This window comes from Aquimarina algiphila, from assembly GCF_947494415.1.
In the GTDB taxonomy this organism is placed as follows: Bacteria; Bacteroidota; Bacteroidia; order Flavobacteriales; family Flavobacteriaceae; genus Aquimarina; species Aquimarina algiphila.
In genome coordinates, this window is the sequence record NZ_CANLVC010000002.1 from 231160 (window position 1) to 247900 (window position 16741).

Annotated in this window: 14 protein-coding genes and 1 other RNA gene; 5 read left to right on the plus strand and 10 right to left on the minus strand. The window is 33.5% G+C overall.

Going from position 1 to position 16741, the window contains the following annotated elements; genetic code table 11:
• Positions 1 to 4: 4 nt before the first annotated feature.
• From PQF96_RS03580 to PQF96_RS03595, 4 genes are all read right to left on the minus strand, one after another.
• Positions 5 to 1204 carry a hypothetical protein gene (locus PQF96_RS03580; protein ID WP_271765105.1) on the minus strand — a complete coding sequence of 400 codons (1200 nt, stop codon included), beginning with the start codon at positions 1202 to 1204 and terminating at the stop codon, positions 5 to 7.
• Positions 1201 to 2529 (minus strand): amidohydrolase family protein, encoded by a 1329-nt coding sequence (locus PQF96_RS03585; protein WP_271765106.1) that lies wholly within the window; start codon positions 2527 to 2529, stop codon positions 1201 to 1203. The genes PQF96_RS03580 and PQF96_RS03585 overlap by 4 nt, the downstream gene beginning before the upstream one ends.
• Before the next feature lie 65 nt (positions 2530 to 2594).
• Positions 2595 to 4148 (minus strand): alanine/glycine:cation symporter family protein, encoded by a 1554-nt coding sequence (locus tag PQF96_RS03590; RefSeq protein ID WP_143916290.1) that lies wholly within the window; start codon positions 4146 to 4148, stop codon positions 2595 to 2597.
• Between the two features lie 93 nt (positions 4149 to 4241).
• Entirely contained in the window at positions 4242 to 5360 is a 1119-nt protein-coding gene (locus PQF96_RS03595) for a helix-turn-helix transcriptional regulator (RefSeq protein WP_143916291.1), read from the minus strand.
• Positions 5361 to 5563: 203 nt separating this feature from the next.
• Between PQF96_RS03595 and PQF96_RS03600 the strand changes: the two genes are divergently transcribed.
• Entirely contained in the window at positions 5564 to 5776 is a 213-nt protein-coding gene (locus PQF96_RS03600) for a hypothetical protein (RefSeq protein WP_143916292.1), read from the plus strand.
• Positions 5777 to 5883: 107 nt separating this feature from the next.
• Here PQF96_RS03600 and PQF96_RS03605 read toward each other — a convergent pair whose 3' ends face one another.
• Positions 5884 to 9318 carry a methylmalonyl-CoA mutase family protein gene (locus PQF96_RS03605; RefSeq protein WP_271765107.1) on the minus strand — a complete coding sequence of 1145 codons (3435 nt, stop codon included), beginning with the start codon at positions 9316 to 9318 and terminating at the stop codon, positions 5884 to 5886.
• A gap of 282 nt (positions 9319 to 9600) precedes the next feature.
• Here PQF96_RS03605 and purU point away from each other — a divergent pair, with 282 nt between their 5' ends.
• From purU to PQF96_RS03620, 3 genes are all read left to right on the plus strand, one after another.
• A complete protein-coding gene (purU, locus tag PQF96_RS03610) occupies positions 9601 to 10455 on the plus strand; it encodes a formyltetrahydrofolate deformylase (protein WP_109437237.1) in 855 nt (284 codons plus the stop codon).
• Positions 10456 to 10516: 61 nt separating this feature from the next.
• Positions 10517 to 11227 (plus strand): DUF4197 domain-containing protein, encoded by a 711-nt coding sequence (locus PQF96_RS03615; RefSeq protein WP_109437238.1) that lies wholly within the window; start codon positions 10517 to 10519, stop codon positions 11225 to 11227.
• A 153-nt stretch (positions 11228 to 11380) separates the two neighbouring features.
• A complete protein-coding gene (locus PQF96_RS03620) occupies positions 11381 to 11551 on the plus strand; it encodes a Lacal_2735 family protein (protein ID WP_109437239.1) in 171 nt (56 codons plus the stop codon).
• 10 nt (positions 11552 to 11561) lie between these two features.
• On the opposite strand, the gene PQF96_RS03625 is transcribed toward PQF96_RS03620, so the two are convergent.
• From PQF96_RS03625 to PQF96_RS03640, 4 genes are all read right to left on the minus strand, one after another.
• The gene (locus tag PQF96_RS03625; RefSeq protein ID WP_109437240.1) at positions 11562 to 12341 is read right to left on the minus strand and encodes an alpha/beta fold hydrolase; all 780 of its coding nucleotides are present in this window, start codon (positions 12339 to 12341) and stop codon (positions 11562 to 11564) included.
• Positions 12342 to 12490: 149 nt separating this feature from the next.
• Positions 12491 to 13273 carry an ABC transporter substrate-binding protein gene (locus tag PQF96_RS03630; protein WP_271765108.1) on the minus strand — a complete coding sequence of 261 codons (783 nt, stop codon included), beginning with the start codon at positions 13271 to 13273 and terminating at the stop codon, positions 12491 to 12493.
• A gap of 310 nt (positions 13274 to 13583) precedes the next feature.
• Positions 13584 to 14405 (minus strand): orotidine-5'-phosphate decarboxylase, encoded by an 822-nt coding sequence (gene pyrF, locus PQF96_RS03635; protein ID WP_271765109.1) that lies wholly within the window; start codon positions 14403 to 14405, stop codon positions 13584 to 13586.
• Positions 14406 to 14434: 29 nt separating this feature from the next.
• Positions 14435 to 15643: an NAD(P)-dependent oxidoreductase gene (locus tag PQF96_RS03640; RefSeq protein ID WP_271765110.1), complete on the minus strand. Its 1209-nt coding sequence runs from the start codon at positions 15641 to 15643 to the stop codon at positions 14435 to 14437.
• A gap of 150 nt (positions 15644 to 15793) precedes the next feature.
• On the opposite strand from PQF96_RS03640, the gene ssrA reads away from it, so the two are divergent.
• Positions 15794 to 16192, plus strand: a transfer-messenger RNA (tmRNA) gene (ssrA, locus tag PQF96_RS03645).
• A gap of 205 nt (positions 16193 to 16397) precedes the next feature.
• Here ssrA and PQF96_RS03650 read toward each other — a convergent pair.
• Complete coding sequence (locus PQF96_RS03650; RefSeq protein WP_271765111.1) at positions 16398 to 16709, minus strand: EF-hand domain-containing protein; 312 nt, start codon at positions 16707 to 16709, stop codon at positions 16398 to 16400.
• Positions 16710 to 16741 lie beyond the last annotated feature (32 nt).

The window sequence follows — 16741 nt, forward strand, 5'->3', positions numbered from 1 at the left end:
TTAACTATTTTTTATAAAATTCCGGGTAAATCATCTTGCATATTCTATTGCAAAATTGTTTTTCCAATTCATTTGTTTTATTGATGCTTGGATCACTCTTCTCATAAGCTTGAGCAAAGATTTTATACCGCATTCGCATTCCCATTTTTTGGATTTCAGAATCTTTAGAATTTTCTAACTTTCTCAATTTACCAAGTTCTCTTTCCCACCATGAAAAATTAACCTTTTTGGGGGTTTTATAATCTTCAGAAAAGCGTAAGTTAAATTTATCGGTTTGTTTTATTTCTTCTTCTAATACTTTTGACAATGAATTTATGGTTTTGATATATAGTTTATCTTTTTTAAGGCTCTTGAGTTTAGTTTTTATACTATCCAAATCATAAAAAGATTGATATGTAGCCAGGATTCGTTCGTAATTCTCAATAGCTTGAAGTCGTCTTTCATGTTTTTCCGCTTCTAATGCAATTTTATAATTGTATTGATAGCTTTCATAAATCTGCTCCTCTGTTTTTACTTTTTTTCCTTTTTTATAAGCTTGTATTTCCAGCCAATCAAATGCTTTTAAAATTTCCTTTTCAGGAGGCCATCTATGATTTCCATTATACGTTATTAAAGTGTTTTTAAAATTAAGACGCTGTAAATACCTTTTTGTATTTATCAACTCCAAATAGTTCATATCTTCGTTTCCACAAATAGCAGCGTAGGAAAATTTTTGAGTAGAAGGAACATGACCTGGATTATTAGAAAAACCAGCTCCACAAGCTATCACTCCTTCTATTTTATTGGTTAATGTTGCAATAGCAGAAGCCAATCGAGAACCACCTGAAAACCCTGCTAAAAAAATTTGATTTTCTCGAATTTTAAAATTTGAAAACACAAAATCAAATAACCTATCAGTAATATCAAAGTTACGTTCATAAGATCCATTTCTGTTATTATTAGAACACACTAAAATATAATTGTACTTCTCAGATGCTTCGATAAAAGGTTTAATCCCAACCTTACCTCTAGCTGCAGGATCAAAAATATACACAATAGAGGATGATTGTGTATGATCGAAAGATAGAGGAAGATATAGAGCAAAGGTTTCTTTAGTACTTTCAGAAATCTTTACAGAGTCAATAATTTTACCAATCTCGAAGGCTTCCTGAGCATTTCCAAGAGCTATAAAACCTAATAAAAAAACAGATACTTTTAGTTTCATTTATACCGTTTCCCTTTTTTAATTATAATATCTACATCCTGTAATATATTAATATGACGAAGTACATCACCTTTTACAGCAATAATATCGGCATATTTTCCTTCGGTAACAGTTCCAACTTTATCAGCAACCCCCATCCATAATGACGGCCAATAGGTAGCTGCTCGTATTGCATACATTGGATCTATTCCGAATTCATTAACCCAAACATCTAATTCGTTCCAAGTTGATTGGCTATGAAATTTCATCGGAATACCACTATCTGTTCCTATCATCAACACTACTCCTGCATCCATCAATTGCTTAACTTTAGTTTCTAATGTTGGTTTACGAATTGGAGTGAGTTGAAAATATGGTAATCGATCTTTATGAGTAAAACTATTTTTTATGTCTGCAACAATCGTATCGTGTAATCCTCTATGCCAGGAATCATTATCTAAATGTTCTCCATTATCACGAACATATTCATAATTATATAATCCTTCTACAGTAGGGCACCAAAACATGGGTCCAAGATTCATTTGAGCGGTACGTTCTTTAATTGCTTCTATCACATCATCAGGGTATCTTGGAGCTGAAGATAGTCCCGTATGCTCAAAGCAATCTACACCAACCTTTAGTCCCATTCTTATTTCTTGTGGACGATGACCATGAGCTACTACCTTTAATTTATATTTATGTGCTGTATCCACCACAGCTTGTAGTTCTGCTGTAGTCATTTGATCCTGATCTATAAGCTTAATACAATCAACTCCTGCATCGGCTAATTTTTTTATTTTTTTTCTGGCATCCTCTACTCCATTTATTCCCCATCTAAAAGCTTCGGTCCCGGGATACGGTTTTTTTTGTATAAATGGTCCTGAAACATAAAGGGTGGCTCCCGGAATCTCTCCTTTATTAATTCGATCTCTTACAGCTATACTTTCTTTTAGTGGTGCGCCTAAATCCCTGGCGCTAGTTACTCCAGCCATTAGTAATTGCTCTGCAGAAGAAGGCATAATAACATTTTCTAACAGCGGCGGATACGTCTTATCCCAATATGCATAATCTGCATGACCATTAATCATTGTATGTACGTGCATATCCCAAAGTCCTGGCAGCACAGACATGCCTTCAGTAGAAATCACTTCTGCATTTTTTGGTATTTGTAATGTTTTTAAGGTACCTACGGCTTTAATTTTCTCGCCTTCAATAAGGATTACACTATTTTGTATTGGAGTAGACCCATATCCATCTATTAGAGTGCCCCCTACCAAAGCTTTTAATGGCTGTTGCTGCGCAAATGAAATCGTAGTTACGAAGACCGCTAAAAGTAATTTTTGCATGATGAGTTGTGTTTCTATAAAGATAAAGAAATTCAAAAAAAATACCACCATACTGAGTATGATCACTAACTCATCATCTTTTTGATATTTTTCTTATACCTTTTTAGTTCTTCTTTTACTTTATCACTCAACAAAAACAAACCTATCATATTAGGTACCATCATTGCAAAAACCATGGCATCACTAAAATCGGTCACTGCATTTAATGTTGCAGCAGCACCTATCACCGTAAAGCAACAAAATATAAACTTATAAAGATATTCTGTTCGTTTACCTCTTCCAAAAAGATAGCTCCAGGCCTGGTAACCATAATATGACCATGCAATCATAGAAGAGAAAGCAAAAAGTAATACCGCAATAGTAAGCAGATATGGAAACCATGAAACACCACTCTCTAGTGCAGAAGCAGTGAGAAGAACTCCTTGCTCATCGCTGATTTCGACACCTGTTTGAATTTGCCCTGTAATAATCAAAACCAATGCAGTCATAGTACACACTATCACAGTGTCGATAAAAGGCTCGAGTAATGCTACGAGCCCTTCACTCGCAGGAAAACGTGTTTTTACAGCACTATGCGCAATAGAAGCACTACCTACTCCTGCTTCATTACTAAAAGCTCCGCGTCTAAATCCCTGAATTAATACACCTACAAAACCTCCTAGCACTCCTTCTGGATGAAAAGCACCATCCCAGATCGCCCCAAAAGCAGCGGGAATAGCTGAGCTATATAGTACTAAAACGGTAAGTACTGCTCCAATGTAAATTAATACCATAAAAGGTACAATCTTATCGGTAACACTTGCTATTTTTTTAATTCCGCCAATAATAACAACTCCTACCAATATTGCCATAATAACTCCAAACACCCAACCCTGACCATGTAATATGGAATTATCTGAAATTACAACATGATTAAGCAATTTAAAAGCCTGATTTACCTGAAACATGTTTCCACCACCAAAAGATCCTCCAATACACATAACCGCAAATAGCACTGATAAGACCTTACCTAATTTTGCATATCCTTTTTCTTTAAGTCCTTTGGTAAGATAATACATTGGCCCTCCAAATACCTTTCCCTCATTATTGATCTCTCTATATTTGACCCCAAGAGTACATTCTACAAATTTTGAAGACATTCCTAATACCCCAACTACTACCATCCATAATGTCGCTCCGGCACCACCAATAGATAGTGCAATGGCAACACCTGCAATATTTCCAAGTCCTACAGTTGCAGAAACGGCAGTAGTTAATGCTTGAAAATGACTTACCTCTCCATTTGTATCTTTATTATCATTTTTTGCCTTAGTATCTTTTGATGATATATTAGGAGAAGGTGTATAAAACATTTCTTGTTCTGAGTTTTCTAAAGCATCATATTTACCTCTAACTACATTTATTGCAGTAAAAAAACTTCTGATATTAACGAACTTAAAATATATTGTAAAATAACTCGCCCCTAATATCAATACCACTAGAACCCAAGGAATTCCAATTGTTGATGTTATAGGTATTTCAGCTAAAATGGCATCTACAAACCAACTGGTAGCTTCTCCAAAGACATGATCAATATTTTTATCTAAATTTTGTTCTGAAATAATATAAGGAAATAACATATAATAATTTTCAGAGCAAATTGCCCTAAAAATAAACACCACAAAAGGTTAAGCACTATTCAAAATTCAACTCCTAAATGCTTAACCATGCGGTTACGTATTGTCTTTTAGTGAAGTATACTTAAGAAAACTATTTGCTTTTGCAAAGGCGATTAATTGCTCTTTACCTCCCGCCCCGCTTATATTAAGCATCTTTTTGATTTGATGAATATGAGTCTGTAACCCATCAGTACTAATATGCATTTCCTGGGCAATCTCGGTATATGACTTATGATTTCCAAAATGTGCAAGATATCCTAAAACCTCTTTTTGTCGTTCAGAAAGCTCTATCTTGGAGGTAGCTTTAATAGTTTTCAGGTCATTTTTTAATCGTTTAATGGTATCCAAATGACTTTCGTTTGCTAATTTCAATTGTTCATTATCTCTTACAAGTTTGGCTTTTTGAACCTCCAGATTTTGTGTTAAACTTTGCTGTTGTTCTTTTTCGGATAGAAATTTCCAACTGTACAGCAGTATTGAGAATAACAGAATAAAAAGAAATTTAAATGAAATCGCTGTAATACTACCAAGCGTTCTCCAAAACTCCTGATCTATAAATTGCAAAACTCTATCCTGCGGAATCATTCGATGTGAAACTGCTATCACAATAAGAACAAAGAGTGCAAATGTTGGCAAATACATAAACTTCATTTGCCTACCAACAAAAGCTTTATTGAGTTCATAAAGTAATGATATTGCGACTAATATAGAGATCGGAATATCGATTAACCAGATAAAATTATTGCTTATTTCAGGATTACCATAAGAAGCCGCTATAAAAACAAAAGTGATCATCCCTAAAACACCACAAAAGAGACTTACAAATTCTCGCGCGCTAAAACGTTCTACTAATCGAACAATAATTCCTGGCTTTTTGGGATGTTCTATAGAAGGGAGTGATAGCATAATACATAATGAATTCGCCAATGAAATTAGTACTCCAAAATAGATAAGAACCTTATTCGTAGGTGACCATTGCAAGGCTACCACCATAATCAGATTAACTAAAGCTCCTAAACCCCATACAAATATGGCTAAACCAAACCACATAATCCCTTGAATAGCTTTAACATCAGCTCCTCTAAGTTTTTCTTTGCTAAATATACGTTGAATTACAACTGCCGAAATAAGACAAACAATAGCCGTTACAGTATATTCTATTGTATTAAACACAGATTATCATTTACGTCTAAAGGTATTGAAATTTTGATCATTATCAATATCTATAAGGAAGTTGAGATCAGTATTGTAATTTATACAGATTATAATTGTGTTCAAAAGAAGTCTGGCAGTTTATAAAAATCAAAAAATCCTGATATAGCTCACCCCAGCAAGTATTTAACATCTCCCTACAGTAGTTTTTAAGCTTCCCGGCAATGTATTCATATTCCCCGGCACAGGTTTTAGGCTTCCCGGTAAGATTAGTATGCTCCCCTGCACAGGTTTTAGGTTTCCCGGCAAGGTTAGTATGTCTCCCTTCTGCCGGGAAATACAACATTGGTGCAAGGAGTCTATTCTTGTATGCAAGGAAATGTTATAAAGTTCCTGGCAGGCCTAAATCATGTATGGAAGAAAAAAACAAACTCTAAGAAAGTATGATCATTATTCGGGTAGTTTAAGACGATTCAAAATTCTTATAAATAAAAAGTCTCGTTTTTTGCAAAACGAGACTTTTTATTTAGGTTTATGTTTATCATTACATATTTCGTCGATACTGTCCGCCTACTTCGAATAGGGAAGCTGTAATTTGTCCTAACGAACATTTTTTACAAACTTCCATTAAAGCTTCAAAGATGTTTTGATTACTGATTGCTTTTTGTTGCAAATCTTTTAGCAATTCTGCTGTAACATCGGTATTTCCCTTCTGCAACTCGTTTAGCATTGTAATCTGATATTGTTTTTCTTCTTCAGTTGCACGAATTACTTCTCCTGGCGTTACTGTTGGAGATCCTTTAGAGCTTAAAAATGTATTTACTCCAATGATTGGAAACTCCCCATTGTGTTTCAATGTTTCATAATACAAACTTTCTTCTTGTATCTTACTACGCTGATACATGGTTTCCATAGCTCCTAATACTCCTCCTCGTTCTGTGATTCTATCAAACTCTGTTAGCACAGCTTCTTCTACTAAATCTGTCAGTTCTTCTATGATAAATGATCCTTGAATTGGGTTTTCGTTTTTAGCCAGCCCTAATTCTTTATTAATGATCAACTGTATTGCCATTGCTCTACGTACAGATTCTTCTGTTGGCGTGGTAATGGCCTCATCGTATGCATTTGTATGTAAAGAGTTACAATTATCATAAATTGCATACAATGCCTGAAGCGTAGTACGAATATCATTAAAATCAATCTCCTGAGCGTGTAATGAACGACCAGAAGTCTGAATATGATATTTTAGCATTTGTGCTCTAGAATTAGCTCCGTATTTATGTTTTAAGGCTTTTGCCCAAATTTTACGCGCTACTCTACCAATCACGGCATATTCTGGATCAATACCATTAGAGAAAAAGAACGATAAGTTAGGCCCAAATTTATTGATATCCATTCCGCGGCTTAGATAATACTCTACATATGTAAATCCGTTTGCCAATGTTAATGCTAATTGAGTAATAGGATTTGCTCCTGCCTCTGCAATATGATATCCGGATATAGATACCGAATAGAAATTACGTACTTGTTCTTCTATAAAATATTCTTGCACATCTCCCATTAATCTAAGCGCAAATTCTGTAGAGAAAATACATGTGTTTTGTGCTTGATCTTCTTTAAGAATATCTGCTTGCACAGTCCCTCTAACAGTATTTAAGGTGGTCGCTTTAATTTCGTTATACACCTCTGCTGGTAAAACCTGATCTCCTGTAACTCCAAGAAGCATTAATCCAAGCCCATCATTACCTTCTGGTAATTCACCTTGATATTTTGGGCGTTCTACTCCCTTTTCCTTATAAATTTTATTGATTTTTTCGGCTACTTCTGTCTCTAGGTCATTCTCTTTAATGTACTTCTCACAATTCTGATCAATTGCAGCATTCATAAAGAATCCTAACAACATAGGTGCTGGTCCATTGATCGTCATACTTACCGAAGTCATGGCATGAGTTAAATCGAAGCCAGAGTACAATTTCTTAGCATCATCAAGACAACAAATAGAAACTCCCGCATTACCAATCTTACCATATATATCAGGTCTGTGATCAGGGTCATTTCCATACAATGTTACCGAATCAAATGCAGTAGAAAGACGTTTGGCCGGCATTCCTAAACTTACATAATGGAAACGACGATTCGTTCGTTCTGGTCCTCCTTCACCAGCAAACATTCGAGTCGGATCTTCTCCTGTACGTTTAAAAGGATACAGCCCTGAAGCATACGGAAACTCACCAGGAACATTTTCTTGCAAACACCATTTTAAAACATCCCCCCAAGCTTCATATTTGGGTAATGCTACTTTAGGAATCTGACTATGTGATAACGATTCTGTATGTGTTTCAATTTTAATTTCCTTATCTCTTACTTTAAATGAGTAGATAGGATCTTTATATTTTTTGACTTTGGCTCCCCAACCTGTAATAATTTCCCAATTATAAGGGTCAAGGTTAAGTTTTACTCTATCAAATTCTGCTAAAAGTAATTTTAAGAATACTTTCTTATCATCATCTTTTATATCTCTTAACCCATCATCGTCTATACCATTTTTGGATAAACCAAGAAAATGAATATCTGCAACACTACAAATTGTTTTATAAATTCCATATAATTTTTGAGCGACCTCTACTTGAGTATTTGCTGTTTTATCATATGCTCTATTGTTTTCTGCAATTTCTGATAAGTATCGGGTTCTACTTGGAGGGATCACAAATATTTTTTCAGACATTTCTTTAGAAATATGAAAATCTGATTGAAGTGCTGCACCTGTCCTCTCTACGACTTTATCCATAATAGCCTTGTAGAGTGTATTCATTCCCGGATCATTAAACTGCGAAGCAATAGTTCCGTATACAGGTAACTCATCTTGTGGAATATCCCACAACTGATGATTACGCATATATTGTTTTTTTACATCCCGCAAAGCATCCAGAGAACCTCTTTTATCAAACTTATTGATAGCTACCAGATCAGCAAAATCTAACATATCTATCTTTTCTAATTGTGTTGCCGCCCCAAACTCGGGAGTCATTACATATAGAGAAGTATCACTATGTTCTAAGATTTCGGTATCTGATTGTCCTATTCCTGATGTTTCCAGAATGATGATATCAAATTCTGCAGCTTTTAATACCTCTATTGCTTCAGCCACATATTTTGATAATGCCAGATTAGATTGTCTGGTTGCCAGTGAACGCATATATACTCTCGGGGAGTTAATAGCATTCATTCGAATTCGATCTCCTAATAAAGCTCCTCCGGTTTTTCGCTTAGAAGGATCCACAGAAATCAATCCTATAGTTTTTGTCGGGAAATCAATTAAAAATCGACGAACCAATTCATCCACTAATGAGGATTTTCCTGCACCTCCTGTACCAGTAATTCCAAGTACTGGGGTTTTTGAGGTTTTATTTTTGATATGAATTTTATCTAAAGCACCTTTTGCTATTTCAGGAAAGTTTTCTGCAGCAGAAATAACTCGTGCAATTGCACCTATTTCTTTTTCTGCTAAATGATCTGCTTCTCCATTAAGGTTATCTCCTATAGGAAAATCAGAGCGTTGTACCAGATCATTAATCATTCCTTGTAACCCTAGCTCTCTTCCATCATCAGGAGAATATATACGTGTAATACCATAATCCATTAAGTCCTTAATCTCTTCTGGAAGTATTACTCCGCCACCTCCTCCAAATATTTTGATATGAGTTGCTCCTTTTTCTTTTAGCAAATCATACATATATTTAAAATACTCGTTATGACCTCCTTGATATGATGTCATCGCAATAGCATTTGCATCTTCTTGTATAGCGCAGTTTACTACTTCCTCCACACTACGATCATGACCAAGATGAATAACTTCGACTCCTGTAGATTGAATAATACGACGCATGATATTTATCGCTGCATCATGACCATCAAATAGTGAAGCTGCAGTTACTATTCTTACTTTATTCTTGGGTGTATACGGTGCTATTTGTTCCATTGACAATAAAAAGTGATTTTTACGCCGCTAATTTACGAAATATGCAGCGAAAAGGATTATTTTTTTAGAATTATATAATTTTTTTAACCTGTTTGGCATTTACATTATTCATAGTTCAAATTTAGCACTAATTATAGTTGTTTTTTTAAAAAATATGCACTGATAACAGCAATCTATTTCTAATTGATTAAAAACAAAGTAAAACCGTCAACCTTTGGATAAAATGTTTGTAGAAATAGCCTCAATAATAGTAAGTTTATCATCAGAAAAAAACCAAACTTCATGAAAGAAACCACTTTATTGATCAACTGCCCCGACAAAAAAGGAATTATCGCTACTGTAACCAATTTCATTCTGTCAAAAAAAGGGAACACGATATATATAGAGCAACATGTCGATCGTGAGTTAAAGGAGTTTTTTATGCGGCTAGAATGTGAGTTTGATCAAGATGAAGAAAAATTAGCTTTATTTAAAGAATTATTTAATACTCATGTCGCAAAAAACTATAATATGCATTGGGAAATGTATAATACAGAAAAAAAGCCTAAAATGGCTCTTTTTGTTTCTAAATACGATCATTGCCTTTATGATATTTTAGGAAGGCATGCTTCGGGTGAGTTAAAAGTAAAAATTCCCATTATTATAAGTAATCATAATGATCTTGCTCCTATAGCAAAAGCTTTTAATATTCCTTTTAAACATATTCCGGTTACTAAAGCTACCAAAGAAGAAGCAGAAGCACAACAGTTAGAAATTCTTAGAGAGCATAAAATTGACTTTATAGTTCTTGCCAGATATATGCAGATTCTCTCTGCGAATTTTGTGGATCAGTTTACTCATAAGATCATAAACATACATCATTCTTTCTTACCTGCATTCCCGGGGGCTAAACCTTATCATTCGGCTTATGAAAGAGGTGTAAAGATTATTGGTGCTACCAGTCACTATGTGACTTCAGATCTTGATGAAGGTCCAATTATCGAACAAGAGATCGTTCGTGTATCACATATTCATAACGTACAGGATTTTATTCTAAAAGGTCGCGATCTCGAAAAAATTGTATTGTCACGAGCGATTAAACATCATATTGAGAGAAAGGTTTTAGTTTATAATAACAAAACCGTTATTTTTTCATAGTTATTATTTAAATTAGTCCCATCTAGTACAACACTATGTTAACCCCATAACTCGATCATCTATGAAAAAGTCTATTGCTTTACTGTGTATCTTTATATTATCAAGCTGTGCAGAACTACAGCAAGTTGTAAATAGCCTTCCCCAAACCACTGGAGGTTTTGGAATAAGTAATATCGATATTGCCAATGGACTGAGAGAAGCTTTGGATAACGGAATCGACAAACAAGTTGCTAAACTTACATTAAAAGATGGTTTTTACAGAAATCAACTGGTAAAGATCTTACTTCCCCAAGAATTACGAAAGGTAGACAAAACATTAAGAGATGTTGGATTAAGTAAACTTGCTGATGAAGGGCTAAAAGTACTTAACCGGGCCGCAGAAGATGCTGTAAAAGAAGCTACACCTATATTTGTAAATGCAGTAAAACAAATTACATTTACAGATGCAAAACAAATTCTTCTTGGGAATGACAATGCTGCAACTTCATATCTAAAAAATAGAACTCGAAGTCAACTTTACCAAAAGTTCAACCCGGTAATTAACAAATCATTCTCTAAAGTAGGTGCTGATAAAATCTGGTCCAGTATTATCCAAAAATACAATGCGATACCATTAACAAATAATGTTAATCCTGATTTAACAGATTATGTTACAAACGAAGCTCTTAAAGGAGTGTATACTATGATTGCTGTCGAAGAAAAAGATATTAGAACCAAGCTTAGTTCCAGAACAACAGATTTATTGAAAAAAGTATTTGCTTTACAGGACTAATACCTGTCCCAAATTATAAATATTCATACATTAAACAAGAGTTAAAGTACACTTATCTAGATTTATCACAACTTTAGATAATGTTAACTCATAATTAAGAATGATGTTTTTTATTAACCGGTACTTTTGTAGCAAATATTAAGAGAACAAAAAATGTTTGCCTGGTTTAGAAATAAAAATGAATTACAAAAATTACAAAGTAATTATTGTAAACTAATGAAGAGTTCATATAAATTGGCACTCAAAGATAAATCCAAGAGTGATGAATTACATGAAAAAGCGGATAGAATTATGGCACAAATAAAACAAATTGAAGGGCAATAGCAGAGGTTGTTTAAAACTGACCAATAAACGCTATGGATTCTTTATTAAATACTTCTGGTTGTTCTACATTTACTACATGACCCGAATTTTTAATTACCAGTAATTCTGAAAATTTATGAACTGATACTACTTTTTTTATAGTAGGCAAGAAGAGATGATCTTCTTCTCCCATCATATAGAGTGTTCGAATATTAATGTCTTTGGCTCTAAAGAAGCGTAATAATGGATTAATCTCAGAAGTTAACCTAAACCAACGAATAAATTCTTTTTGATATAATTTTTTTGCTTCATTAGCAAACAATAACCTGGATTGTTTATGATTCTTTTTAGGCATGATGATAAAAGCAAATAACTTATATAACATCATGTATGGAACTACTGATTTGAATACAACTCCTAATCGCATCAAAACCTGAGACCTAAAATTTAATTTCATAATTGCTCCACCCATAATCATACTGGATACAAGATCAGGATATTTTTCTGCTAAATTTCTTATCAATATTGTTCCTAAGGAGATACCAACAAAATGGGATTTCTCAATTTTTTCTTTCTCAATAACCTCAACAATATCTTCTGTTATCGAATCAAAAGTATATTTAGAATTAAAAGCATCTTTAAGAACCGGTTTAGAATTACCATGTCCTCTAAGATCTAATAATAATATATTGAAATGTTTTCTAAATTCTCGTACTTGCTTAAACCAAATAGAAGAACTACCTCCTGCTCCATGAACAAAAGTTACCCATACCTTACTTTTAGGATGTTTGTATACTGAATAATTAAGCAATAAGTATATTTTTTAAAAGCATCAAAAGTATGAACTTATTTTATATAATAGGTGTACATATCCAAAATAAAGCATCAAATCTTACTTAATCTTAACAATCTATACAGAAATGTTCACCTCTTTGACTCTAATTTATCTAAAAAAACAGGTTAATGAAGCGTCTTGAAATATGAAAATGCATCTGCCAAACGAGAACCATACCATGAAAAATATTCTCCATCTACAAGAATAACTTTAGCATCAGGAGAAATGGCTTTTATCTCTTTTATATGTTTTTTTGAAAAAGGAAAAGGTTCTGATGATAATAAAATCATATCTAAATCTTTAATTTTGCTTAGCTTTTCTTCAGAAATTTCGGGATAACGATCTTCATCGCCAAAAACATTAATAAAACCATTAACACTAAGCATATAATCGACAAATGTAGTATTACCTACAGCCATCCAGGGTTTTCTCCATATAAAATACGCTACGCGTTTTTGGGGTTTATTTTTTATAAAATCGTCAAAAGATACTTTCTGGATATTTATACTAGAGGTAAGTTGATCAGCTTCTGTTTTTTTATCAAAAATCTCTCCATAGTGTCTAATCATTTCTAAAGCCTCTGACACAGAATAAATATCTGAAACATGAACAGGATATTCGTCTTGTAATGCCTCTACAATTTCTTTTGTATTTTCTTCTTTATTGCATAGGATAATATCTGGGTTCAATTTTTTAATTTTTTCAAAATTAACCTTTTTGGTACCTCCAACAATGGTCTTCTGATTTCTTATGAATACAGGGTGCACACAAAATTTTGTTACTCCGACAATATTATCTAATAATCCCAAAGAAACTAACAGTTCTGTTTGAGAAGGAACCAAAGAAATTATTCTCTTTGGAGTATCCAAAAGTTCTATTTTTCTCCCTAGTTGATCTATATAAATCATATCCAAATATTCTTAAACGTAATATAAACAAATCATAAAAAAAGATTAAATACTTAATTACTAGATAATTAAAATAGGTTTTTAGTTCCAAATTCCCTATCTTAGAGAAGATTAATAATTAAAATTTTGGGGCTATGAATTCAATATTACCAAACATTATCTTTTATGGTATAATGCCATTTTTCATTGTTTTTATTGCATATGGATTATTTGGATATGCCAAACAAGTGTTTAACGCAAATAGACGTTAGTTCTATACATTGAAAAAGGAACAAGAATTTTCATATTCATATCCATCTTGTTCCTTTTTTTATTTTGCGGTATTTAGAATTTCTTGCATCTGTTTTTGTAGTTCACTTGCTTTATTTGCTGCAGCTTTATCATAATCCATTCCATCTGAAGCATAAATAATTCCTCTAGATGAATTCACTAATAATCCTACCTGATTATTTAATCCATGTCTACAAACTTCTTGCAAATTTCCTCCTTGCGCTCCCACTCCTGGAACTAATAAAAAGCTTTCAGGAATAATTTTTCTTATGTCAGACAAATATTCTGCTTTGGTAGCACCTACTACATACATTAAATTTTCAGAATTCTCATAGGATTTAGAAACTTCCAGAACTTGTTTATACAGTTCTTTCCCCTCAACATCTTTTGTCTGAAAATCAAAAGCTCCCTGATTAGAGGTTAATGCCAAAAGTATCGTATGTTTATTCTCAAAAGCCAGAAACGGCTCCACAGAATCCTTACCCATATAAGGAGCAATAGTTATAGAATCAAACTCTAAGTCCTCAAAGAAAGCTTTAGCATACATCGTACTTGTGTTTCCAATATCGCCTCGTTTGGCATCTGCTATTGTAAAAACTTCTGGATAATTTTCATTTAGATAAGTAATGGTCTTTTCTAGAGATTTCCAACCCTTGATACCATAAGCTTCATAAAAAGCTATATTAGGTTTATAGGCCACGGCAAGGTGATGAGTAGCATCTATAATTGCTTTATTAAACTCAAAAATAGGGTCTTCTTTTTCTAATATATGCTTCGGAATTTTATTTAGATCCACGTCCAAACCAATACATAAAAACGATTTCTTCTTGTGTATTTGTGCTACAAGTTCCTGAGTTGTCATATCTCTGTATTAAATCAATTTATTTATTATTACTCTTTACCATCTACATAGTCCTGAAGATAACTATATCTTTTGGTCAATCTCCCTCCTTGAGTCATTCTTGCTCTTTCCAGAATCCCACCTTTATCTTCATTAAAAAATGCAGGAATTACCGAGGCCAAAAACATTTCCCCAAATCCTTCACTAGCATCCTTAGGCAATTCACAAGGTAAATTATCAACTGCCATTACCGTTATTGCTTTTGGATCTTTATAATCAATTTCTGTTTCTGTTTCTGGATCGTATCCATAAATAGGGTCTGCTATTGTAGAGGATCTAATTGTACTTGCTACGGGGCCATCTATATCACAGGATATATCTGCCACTAATTTGATATTAAAATCTCTGGATTTTGCATCATCTCTAGTAAAAATAAAAGGAGCCCCATCACCATAAAAATGACCTGCTATATACATATCACTTACTTTTGCAAATCGCATAAAATCTCCTTCATATTCTCCTGGGTTTTTATAAAAATCATTCTTATCCAGAATTTTTCCATCTTTTCGTTTACTATAATCTAAAACATCAATCTGTACATATACCGGTTCATCAAAGATTGTATCAAGGTATTCTTCTACTGTAACCTGTCTGATGTTCATTGCCTCCAAAATCTCTTTAGCTCCTCCTCCTACTTTACCGTTCCCTGTAAGTACTATTTTTATGTTTGGAAGCTTAATTTTGGATAATTCTAATTCTAATGCTTTTTGATCACTCAAGGTTTCTGCTTTAGGAAGAGTAAACGTATTATATTTAAGTCCCCAAGCTCTAAACCCATTATATGCACCAACAATTCCTGCATATTTCCCAAAACCGATCAATCTAAATCCATTTTGACCAACGATTACTTCATGATCATACAGTTCTATATTTTTTTTAAGAATAGCATTAAGAAGATCCCTATTATAAGGTTGTTTTTTGATCGTATGCGAAAAGAAAAAATACTTTTTATTAGGGATCAAGGCAGAAATTGGTACTTCTTTGACTCCTAGCAACACGTCACAATCAGAAAGATCTTCAGAAACCGTAAAACCAGCCTCTGTATATGCTTCATCTTTAAAAATTCTGACATCAGAATGTTCTACATTAAAAGAAGCATTCGGAAACTTACTTACTACAGATTTTAGGCCATTTGGAGAGAAAACTACACGACGATCTGGCGGATTTTTTCGTTCTTTGATAATACCGAACTTGGTCATATGTAATTGGTATGTTTTTTGTGATTTAAAATTGCGGCTAAAGATATGACAATTATACGTATCTTTGCCGACCTTTGATTTTTTAATCAAATTATAAACAGTAGACAGATATTGTTTATATATGATGATCAAATTAAAGCAAATGCTATTGGGGTCGACTGGTTTTGACAGCGAGACTAATAGGATAGTAAGCATGCCGAGCTATGAAGTTAATGCTCGTAAATATCTATTTCACTTTTTTAAACGGCGAGAATAACTACGCCCTAGCTGCATAATCTGAATTTTAGTAGGATAGTGCCTCGGTTCACAAGGTGAACAAGCAGGATACCTCTCAAGAGCCTTGGTTTACGGCGATTGATTATGGGGTATCGTAAAAGTAAACCTAGAAATTATAGGATCTTGATATAATTTCGAAATTTAATTGAGAATAAGCGATAAGTTGGCGGTTTTTGGTCTTTCCTATCGACGAAAATTAAACAAAAACTAAGCATGTAGAAAGCTGTTGTATTACTTGTTTGGACGAGGGTTCGAATCCCTCCGACTCCACTTTAATCCTGTCTTACGGCAGGATTTTCTGTATTCAGGAGACTCTGCCAATGCGTCAACTGGCTCTTTTGTTAAATTGATCCACTGGATCAATTCTTAGCAGTTCAACTCTCTTCAATTCCACCGAAATTTAACACAAAATAAAGGTAGTTTCTTTGTTTTTCGATTTGTAATCTTTTTCTATAATTTGACTATGATTTTTATATGCCTAAATTTTACAATTTCTTTTGTTACATACCAGATCTTTCTTTGGTATTAGAAATTTCTCAAATTCTTCCATAGAGATAAAATAATCTTTATTTATATCTATTCTGTAAAAGTGTTTATTAGTAGAACCTTTTACTTCTTTAATCGATAGTAGACCATCTCCGTCTTTATCAAATTTATTAAATAATTTTTCCCATTTGGGAAGTGTGCTGGTTTTCGATCTATTGCCTAAGTGTTGGCTTGCTGCCTCCCATGAGCTTAGTAGTGTAAACATAATCGATAGTGACATCAGTTTTATCATAACAGATTTCATTGTTTTTGTTTTTATGTTATTTCTTCTTAGAC

Excerpts from the sequence above, each read along its gene's own strand:
- PQF96_RS03580 (WP_271765105.1), bottom strand. The coding sequence starts at position 1,204 with ATGAAACTAAAAGTATCTGTTTTTTTATTAGGTTTTATAGCTCTTGGA.
- PQF96_RS03585 (WP_271765106.1), bottom strand. The coding sequence starts at position 2,529 with ATGCAAAAATTACTTTTAGCGGTCTTCGTAACTACGATTTCATTTGCG.
- PQF96_RS03590 (WP_143916290.1), bottom strand. The coding sequence starts at position 4,148 with ATGTTATTTCCTTATATTATTTCAGAACAAAATTTAGATAAAAATATT.
- PQF96_RS03600 (WP_143916292.1), top strand. The coding sequence starts at position 5,564 with ATGTATTCATATTCCCCGGCACAGGTTTTAGGCTTCCCGGTAAGATTA.
- PQF96_RS03605 (WP_271765107.1), bottom strand. The coding sequence starts at position 9,318 with ATGGAACAAATAGCACCGTATACACCCAAGAATAAAGTAAGAATAGTA.
- purU (WP_109437237.1), top strand. The coding sequence starts at position 9,601 with ATGAAAGAAACCACTTTATTGATCAACTGCCCCGACAAAAAAGGAATT.
- PQF96_RS03615 (WP_109437238.1), top strand. The coding sequence starts at position 10,517 with ATGAAAAAGTCTATTGCTTTACTGTGTATCTTTATATTATCAAGCTGT.
- PQF96_RS03620 (WP_109437239.1), top strand. The coding sequence starts at position 11,381 with ATGTTTGCCTGGTTTAGAAATAAAAATGAATTACAAAAATTACAAAGT.
- PQF96_RS03630 (WP_271765108.1), bottom strand. The coding sequence starts at position 13,273 with ATGATTTATATAGATCAACTAGGGAGAAAAATAGAACTTTTGGATACT.
- pyrF (WP_271765109.1), bottom strand. The coding sequence starts at position 14,405 with ATGACAACTCAGGAACTTGTAGCACAAATACACAAGAAGAAATCGTTT.
- PQF96_RS03640 (WP_271765110.1), bottom strand. The coding sequence starts at position 15,643 with ATGACCAAGTTCGGTATTATCAAAGAACGAAAAAATCCGCCAGATCGT.
- PQF96_RS03650 (WP_271765111.1), bottom strand. The coding sequence starts at position 16,709 with ATGAAATCTGTTATGATAAAACTGATGTCACTATCGATTATGTTTACA.